Raw genomic sequence first — 6,872 nt, 5'->3', positions numbered from 1 at the left:
CTGCGTGCGGCCGCTGTCGGCGGGCGCGACGGACGCGGCTGACGGCGCCCGGCGCTCGGTGCTGCTGCTCAGCGGCCCCGAGGGCGGGTTGAGCCGCGCCGAGGAAGCGCTGGCGCTGCAACATGGCTTCGTCGCCACCACGCTGGGCCCGCGCGTTCTGCGCGCCGAAACCGCGCCCCTGGCGGCCCTGGCCGCGCTCACCCTGCCGTGAAACCGGCTATCCACCGTGCGTGGGCGGGCAATCAGGAAAGTGCCAGCAACGCATCAAGCTGCTTGAAACCGGAGGTTCCCTCCATCGGGCCCTTGGCTCCGACGGCGAGGGCGCCGCTGGCATTTGCGTAGCGCAAGGACTCATCGGGCGTTTTGCCCAGGCGCCTGCAGGTCACGAAGGTGGCGCCGAAGCAGTCGCCGGCCCCGGTGGGGTCGAGTTCTTCGACGGGAATCGCATCCAGCGCGAAGCGGACGCCCGGGGCGAAGTAGCAACAGCCTTGCGCGCCGTGTTTCACGACGATCTCCTTGACCCCTTTGCCAAAGAGCTCGCGCACGGCACCGGCCTCATCCGGTGCGTTGGCGAGCAGACTGAGCTCGTGCTCGCTGGGCAAGAGGATGTCGGTGAACTCCAGGATGTAGGTCAGCGCCTCGCGCATCTCGGCAATGCGCAGCATCTCCTTGCGGATGTTGGGGTCGAACGAGACCGTTCCGCCCTGTCCCTTGACGATGTCGATCGCCTTCTTCATCGCGTCGATGAGGCGAAACGAGAACAGCGACGAGCCCATCACGTGAAAGTGCGCGCAGTCCCGCAGCGCCGCCGCGTTGACGTGCGCAGGCTGTAGCTGCGCGCAAGCGCTGTTGGTGATGTTGAAGATGAAGTCGCGCTCGCCGTTTCTGCGGTAGGTCACGAAGGCGCTTCCGGTGACGGCGTCCGGCAGTACGCTGATCGATCCCGTGTCCACGCCGTCGCGCTGAAGCCGCTCGATGTTGAGCCAGCCAAAGTCGTCGTCTCCCACGCACGCGATGATCGCGGCCGGATGGCCCAGGCGCGCCACCTGGTCGATGAAGATCGCCGGCGCACCGCTGGCGTATGGCCCGAGCAGGCGCCCGGGCGCGCGCAGGCTCTGACCGCGTTCGGTGGCCATGATCTCCACCAGGATCTCGCCCATGGTCATGATTTTTTCCATCTCGCTTCCTTGGTTGGTGCTGCGGCTCAGCTGCGGCGCTTTTTGTTTTGCACGTCGATGCAGACCGCGATCAGGATGACGGCGCCCTTGACGATGAGCTGATAGAAGTACGGCACGCTCATCAGGTTCATGCCGTTGTTGATGACGCCGATGATCAGCGCGCCGATCAGCGTTCCCGGCATGCTCCCATAGCCCCCGGACAGGCTGGTGCCACCCAGAACGGCGGCGGCGATCGCGTCGAGCTCCCAGCCGAGCGCGGCGGTCGGCTGCGCCGAGTACAGGCGCGCGGTCAGCAGCATGCCGCCCACCGACGCCATCAGCCCCGAGAGCATGAAGATCGCGACCTTCAGCCGCTGGACGCGAATGCCCGCATAGGCCGCCGCCTCCGCATTCCCGCCGGCCAGGTAGACCTTGCGGCCAAAGACGCTCCGGGACAGCACCAAGTGGTTCAGCACCAGCAGCGCGCCCAGGATCCAGATTGGCACCGGCAGGCCAAGCAGGTGGCCGTTGCCGATGCGCAGGAAGGCCTCGTCGTCCACCGTGACCGGCATGCCGTCCGAGCTGATGTAGGCCAGCCCGCGAAAAATGCCCATGCTCGCCACCGTGACGATGAACGAGGGGATGCTCAGCTGCGCCGAGAGGGCGCCGTTGAGCGCGCCCAGCGCCAGCCCGCAGGCCAGCGCGGCGGCGACGGCCCACGGGGCCGCAACGCCTTGGGCGAGCAACAGGCCCGCAACGCTGCCGCTGAGCGCGATGAGCGCGCCCACGGACAGGTCGATCTCCCCGAGCAGCAGCACGTAGGTCATGCCGAACGCGACGATCGCGATGATCGACACCTGCAGCACGACGTTGCGCAGATTTTCCACCGTCAGAAAGGCCGGCGAGAGCACCGAGAACAGCCCGCCCAGGGCCATCAGTGCGAGCAGGATGCCGCCGTAGCGCCGGGCGGTACGGGCCCAGCCGGTCATGCTGCTGCGGCTCCCGTGGCGTAGGCCATCACCGTTTCAGCAGACGGATTCGGGTGCCCGAAGGTCTTCACCAGGCGCTTGGCGCGCATGACCAGCAAGCGCTCGCTCAGCGCCAGCACTTCGGGCAGTTCGGACGAGACCAGCAGCACGGCCGTGCCCGCGGCAGCGAGTTCCCGGATGGTGCGGTAGATCTCGAACTTGGCGCCCACGTCGATGCCGCGGGTCGGCTCGTCGAGAATCAGCACCCTGGGCCGCAGCGCCAGCCACTTGGCGAACACCACTTTCTGCTGGTTGCCGCCCGAGAGTTCGCGCACCGGTTGGTGCAGGCTCGCGAGCCGGATTCCCAGCGCTTGCACATGGCGCTGCGCGAGGCGCAGCTCCTGGCTTTCGTCGGTCCACCAGGCCGCTTTGCGGGCGCAGTGCACGTGCACCATCGTGATGTTGTGCAGCACCGATTGGTCCAGCACCAGCCCTTGCTCCTTGCGGTTTTCGGTGACGAAAGCCATGCCGTGCGCGATCGCGTCAGCAGGGCAGCGGATCTGCACCGCTTGGCCGTCGAGCGTGATGCGGCCGCTGGCGCGGTGTATTCCGAACAGCGCCGCCATCACGTCCGAGCGACCCGCCCCGACCAGACCGAAAAAGCCGACGATCTCCCCCGCGTGGACCGCGAAGTCCAGGCCCTGAAACCTGCGCGCCACGCTCAGGCCTTCGACGCGCAACAGGGCCGGGCGCGTCCTGTGCACCGCGGGCGGCCGGGGCGGGTAGAGGTCGCGCATCGGCCGGCCGACCATCAGCGCGATCAAGTCCTGCGCGCTGGCCTCGCCACGCGCCTTGGTGCCAAGGTATTGCCCGTCGCGCAGCACCGAGATCTCGTCGGAGATGCGCATCACCTCGTCGATGCGGTGCGAGATGTAGACGATGGCCTTGCCCTGCGACTTCAGCCCTTCGATGATCCGGAACAGCAGTTCGACCTCGCTGGCACCCAGCGACGAGGTCGGCTCGTCCATGATCACGACCCGCGCGGGCTGGTTCAGCGCCTTGGCAATCTCGACCAGTTGGCGCTCGGCGAGCGTCAGCTGCGCGACCTGGGCCGAGGCGTCGATGGCAATTCCCCATTCGGCCAGCAATTTCCGGCCCGCGCGCAGCATCTCCCGGTCGTCGATCCATCCCGCCCGACCCGGCGGGTGGTGCGCAAACAGGTTGTCGGCGACGCTCAGATTCCCGGCCAGGCTCAGTTCCTGGTGGATGATGGCGATGCCGCAGCGCCGGGCGTCCCGCGGCCCGGCCAGGCGAAGCTCCTGCCCGTCGAGGAACATCTGCCCGCGGCTGGGTTGGTGGACCCCGGCGAGGATTTTCATCAGGGTCGATTTGCCGGCACCGTTCTCGCCCAGCAGCGTGTGCACCGATCCGGCGCGCAGCGTCAACGAGATGTCCTTCAGGGCCTCTACCGCCCCAAAGGACTTGGCCATGGCGCGCACCTCGAGCACCACCCGACCCGGGGCTGCGCAGTTCATCATCCGGTCCTGCTCAGAGTCCGGGGTTTATGGGCGCGCTGCCGCCGTGTAGACGCCGGGCAGCACCGGGTTGAGTTTCTCGACCGGCTTGCCCGACAGCACGGCGACGGCCAACTCGATCGCCCGCACGCCCATCTGGTCCGGGTACTGGCGGATCACGCCCACGAACGCCGGCTCCTTGTCCACCGCAGCGCGCGCCTCGGCCATCCCGTCAAAGCCGACGACCTTGACCTGTTGCAGCTTGTTCGCGGCCTTGACGCTGGCCAGCGCAGCGAGCGCGGCGTCGTCGCCAAAGCCGAAGATGCCCGCCAGGTCCGGATGGGCCTGCAGCATGTTTTGCGCTGCTGCCAAGGCTTCGGCGCGCGTGATGCCCGGCAGGACGGACACGATCTTCATCCCCGGGTGGGCCGAGATGGCCTTCTTGAACCCCTCGACGCGATCGACCACGGACTGCACCGCAGGGTAGTGCAGAACGCCAATCCGGCCCCGGCCCCCGGTGGCCTGCGCCATCAACTCGCCCGCCTTCACGCCCCCGGCGTAGTTGTCGGTCGCCACGTGCGCGGCCACCGCCACGCCACTGGCGGCAATGTCCACGGTGATGACCGGGATGCCGGCGGCGTTCGCCTTCAGCACCGCCGCCTTGACCCCCTTGGAATCGACCGGCGACAGGATGATCGCGTGGACTTTTTGCTCACGAAGTCCTCCACGTCCGACAACTGCTTGTTCAGGTCCTGGTTGGCAATGCTCAGGTCAAGTCGGACGCCCTCCTTGGCCGCCTGCTGCCGCATGGCCTGCGCCAGCTCGACGTAGAAAGGGTGCTGCTGCGTGAGCAGCGACGCGCCCACGGTGTACGGCTGGGCCTGCGCACCAAGGCCTGCAAGGCACAGGCTGGCAGCGGCCACGAATTTGAGAAAGGCTCTTGCGTTCATGCGCGGTCTCCATGGGAGGGTTGGAAGGATCTCAGGCTTTGCGAAATTCCAGAAAACCGTCTGCCTTGCGGCCCGACTGCAACCGGTGTCTGGCGAGTAGTTCCAGGACGCCCGGTGGCGCATCGTGCGGGACGACGAACGCATCCAGCGCGTCCAGGCTGCACACCGGGTGCCCGGATGCCGCGCCGACGTCGGACCCGTGCGACAAGCTGATCGCCTTGGCGCAGTGACTGACCGCTGCGGCGTAGAGCCGGGCCGCACCGGCAAATCGGGACAGGACGCGACCGCGGGAGTCGATGCCGCTGACTTCGAGCACACACAGATCCAGCGGGTGCGAGCGCAGGCCCTGTTCGGCTGCGGGGCCGATCAGGCCCGGCTCCTCGTCGCTCAGTACGCCGCCCGTGACATGGACCCCGCAAGCCAGAAACTGCCGGGCGGTTGCGACCATCGCCAGGTCGTGCAGCGTCAGCGTCAGGCCTTGGCGGACTACGAGTTGCGGGAGCAGCCTGTGCACCAGGGCCCCGCCGCCGAGAAACAGCGCCATCCCGTCGGCAATCCAGCGCAGTGCAGCGCCTGCGACCCGGCTCGGCCCCGGGCCGCAGAGCCTTGTCGGGGTCTCCTGTGGCGCTGGCACGGCATGGAGCAGCGCCGGGTTGTAGCGTGCGCGCCCCATCATGCGCAGCACATAGCCCTGCTGCTCCAGGTAATTCAGGTCGCCGCGGATGGTGACGCGCGACACGCCCAGCAGCGTGCTCAGCGCCTCGACCTTCACCGCGTCCGACTTGCGCGCGAGCTCAACGATTTGAAGCCTGCGCCGGAGCGAGCTGCTGCCATGGTCTTGCATGTCTCCGATCTTTCGTATGGAAAGATATTTCTTTCTGCACGAAAGTGTCCGGGCGAAAAGCCATTGCGTCAAGAAAGAGGGCATAGGGATTAACCAGCGATCCGCCCCCTGTGCCTGGCGTGAATCCGCTCACTCGGCAGCCGCCCGGAATGCAGCCTGGACGGCGCGCACGAGCGATGGATGCAGCACGCCCAACTTGGGTGTCTGGCCGTGGGGTGCAGCAGGCGGCACCGAGAACCACTCGGTGCCGTAGGGCAGGTCGAGGGACTGCCTGAGGTCGAACTGGGTGTCGTAGCTCAGTCCCGCTGCACTGTAGGCTGCCGGGTTGCGCGCGCGCAGAATCGAGAACTCTCCCCGGTGCAGCGCCGTGGTGCGTTGGCTGGTGCCGGAGGCCACGCGCACCGTGAACTGCGGCGCGTCGTCGTCGAACACGGCCAGGATCAGCGCGGGGCGGGGTTTCGGGCGAGGATGGATGGCGTCGGGAAAATGACACCAGACGATCTCGCCTGCAGTGGGTTCGCCCCACCATGGGTGGATCACGGCGTCTGCGCGTCGAACAGGCTCGAACGCACCGACCTTTTGCGGCCCTGCGGAACCTGCTTTTTGATCTGGCGGACCTGCGTGGCCGTCAACGGGCCATCATCGGCTTCGTACTGTGGCAGCACCCGCATGGCCAGCTCATGCAGTGCACGGTGGATCGCCTGTGTTTCATCGACGCCGAGATGTTCGGCCAGGCGCATGGCGGTTTGGCGCGTCACGCCAAAGTCGCTGTCAACCGGGCGATAGCGAAAGGCGATCTGGTTCGCAGTGGAACGGGCAGGCATGCGGAGCTCCTTGATGGATATCAATAAGATATCCAGTTTTCCACCAGCGGTCAAACTTGCAGCCTTGTCCAATGGGGTGCGAATCTGAAGGAATCCCGCATTTCCAACGAGGTATGAGTCTGAAGGGGCGGTTTCAGCCCCCCCGGCGAGGGTGGGTTGATCCATCGGGTCGAAGCAACGCAGCCGCACGGCTACGAGCCGCGCAATCAGCGTCCCAACCGATCCAGCAGGCCGTACCAAGCCACGCCCGCGGCAATGTACCAACGCTGCAACCCGTGCAGCGCCATGGGCTGCACGGGGGTCACCGGGTAGGGACAGTCCCGGGTGCGGCCGCCGGCGAGCAGTGCTGCCGCGTGCTGGCCCAGGCTGGTCGCGGTGGCGATGCCCCGGCCGTTGTAGCCCAGCGCCGCCGTGATGCCCGGCGCGGGCTGGTGCAGGTGGGGCATGCAGTCGCGCGTGATGGCAACCCGGCCGGCCCAGCGGTACGCGCATGGCACGGCACCGAGCTGCGGGAACATCCGCGCCAGCGCGCGCTCCAGGTGCGCAAAGTCTTGCGCTCCCGAGGGGTCGCTGAAGTGGCCGCGCCCGCCCAGCAGCAGCCGGCCCTGCGCGTCC

10 protein-coding genes are annotated in these 6,872 nt (G+C 67.4%); 1 reads left to right on the top strand and 9 read right to left on the bottom strand.

Annotation, left to right across the window (positions count from 1 at the left end):
* The coding region (locus VTU_RS29995; protein ID WP_010109635.1) for an RsmE family RNA methyltransferase at nucleotides 1-211 on the top strand (211 nt) is incomplete at its 5' end.
* Between the two features lie 31 nt (nucleotides 212-242).
* Here the strand turns inward: VTU_RS29995 and VTU_RS0122695 are convergent.
* The 9 genes from VTU_RS0122695 to VTU_RS29985 form a co-directional block, all read right to left on the bottom strand.
* On the bottom strand, nucleotides 243-1,178 hold the full coding sequence (locus VTU_RS0122695; RefSeq protein ID WP_010109634.1) for a tagatose kinase: 936 nt from the start codon (nucleotides 1,176-1,178) through the stop codon (nucleotides 243-245).
* A gap of 26 nt (nucleotides 1,179-1,204) precedes the next feature.
* Entirely contained in the window at nucleotides 1,205-2,146 is a 942-nt protein-coding gene (locus VTU_RS0122690; RefSeq protein WP_010109633.1) for an ABC transporter permease, read from the bottom strand.
* On the bottom strand, nucleotides 2,143-3,660 hold the full coding sequence (locus tag VTU_RS0122685; protein WP_236610847.1) for a sugar ABC transporter ATP-binding protein: 1,518 nt from the start codon (nucleotides 3,658-3,660) through the stop codon (nucleotides 2,143-2,145). The genes VTU_RS0122690 and VTU_RS0122685 overlap by 4 nt, the downstream gene beginning before the upstream one ends.
* A 27-nt stretch (nucleotides 3,661-3,687) precedes the next feature.
* Complete coding sequence (locus VTU_RS29990; protein ID WP_236610848.1) at nucleotides 3,688-4,329, bottom strand: substrate-binding domain-containing protein; 642 nt, start codon at nucleotides 4,327-4,329, stop codon at nucleotides 3,688-3,690.
* Nucleotides 4,287-4,589: a type 1 periplasmic-binding domain-containing protein gene (locus VTU_RS35255; RefSeq protein WP_236610846.1), complete on the bottom strand. Its 303-nt coding sequence runs from the start codon at nucleotides 4,587-4,589 to the stop codon at nucleotides 4,287-4,289. Before VTU_RS35255 ends, VTU_RS29990 begins: the two co-directional genes overlap by 43 nt.
* A gap of 31 nt (nucleotides 4,590-4,620) precedes the next feature.
* On the bottom strand, nucleotides 4,621-5,433 hold the full coding sequence (locus VTU_RS0122675; protein ID WP_010109631.1) for a DeoR/GlpR family DNA-binding transcription regulator: 813 nt from the start codon (nucleotides 5,431-5,433) through the stop codon (nucleotides 4,621-4,623).
* 129 nt (nucleotides 5,434-5,562) lie between these two features.
* A complete protein-coding gene (locus VTU_RS0122670; protein WP_010109625.1) occupies nucleotides 5,563-5,973 on the bottom strand; it encodes a hypothetical protein in 411 nt (136 codons plus the stop codon).
* A complete protein-coding gene (locus tag VTU_RS35250) occupies nucleotides 5,970-6,422 on the bottom strand; it encodes a hypothetical protein (protein WP_236610845.1) in 453 nt (150 codons plus the stop codon). The genes VTU_RS0122670 and VTU_RS35250 overlap by 4 nt, the downstream gene beginning before the upstream one ends.
* Before the next feature lie 41 nt (nucleotides 6,423-6,463).
* Nucleotides 6,464-6,872 (bottom strand): NAD(P)/FAD-dependent oxidoreductase (locus VTU_RS29985; protein ID WP_010109620.1); only part of this gene is annotated, 409 nt, incomplete at its 5' end.

Source organism: Verminephrobacter aporrectodeae subsp. tuberculatae At4 (assembly GCF_000193225.1).
Taxonomy (GTDB): domain Bacteria; phylum Pseudomonadota; class Gammaproteobacteria; order Burkholderiales; family Burkholderiaceae_C; genus Acidovorax; species Acidovorax aporrectodeae.
Note: the sequence above shows the minus strand (reverse complement) of the source record. Positions and strands in the feature narration are given on the sequence as shown.

Bases quoted from the DNA above. Each gene is read 5' to 3' on its own strand.
- VTU_RS35250 (WP_236610845.1), bottom strand. From the start codon at position 6,422: ATGGATCAACCCACCCTCGCCGGGGGGGCTGAAACCGCCCCTTCAGAC.
- VTU_RS35255 (WP_236610846.1), bottom strand. From the start codon at position 4,589: ATGAACGCAAGAGCCTTTCTCAAATTCGTGGCCGCTGCCAGCCTGTGC.
- VTU_RS0122685 (WP_236610847.1), bottom strand. From the start codon at position 3,660: ATGAACTGCGCAGCCCCGGGTCGGGTGGTGCTCGAGGTGCGCGCCATG.
- VTU_RS0122675 (WP_010109631.1), bottom strand. From the start codon at position 5,433: ATGCAAGACCATGGCAGCAGCTCGCTCCGGCGCAGGCTTCAAATCGTT.
- VTU_RS0122695 (WP_010109634.1), bottom strand. From the start codon at position 1,178: ATGGAAAAAATCATGACCATGGGCGAGATCCTGGTGGAGATCATGGCC.
- VTU_RS0122690 (WP_010109633.1), bottom strand. From the start codon at position 2,146: ATGACCGGCTGGGCCCGTACCGCCCGGCGCTACGGCGGCATCCTGCTC.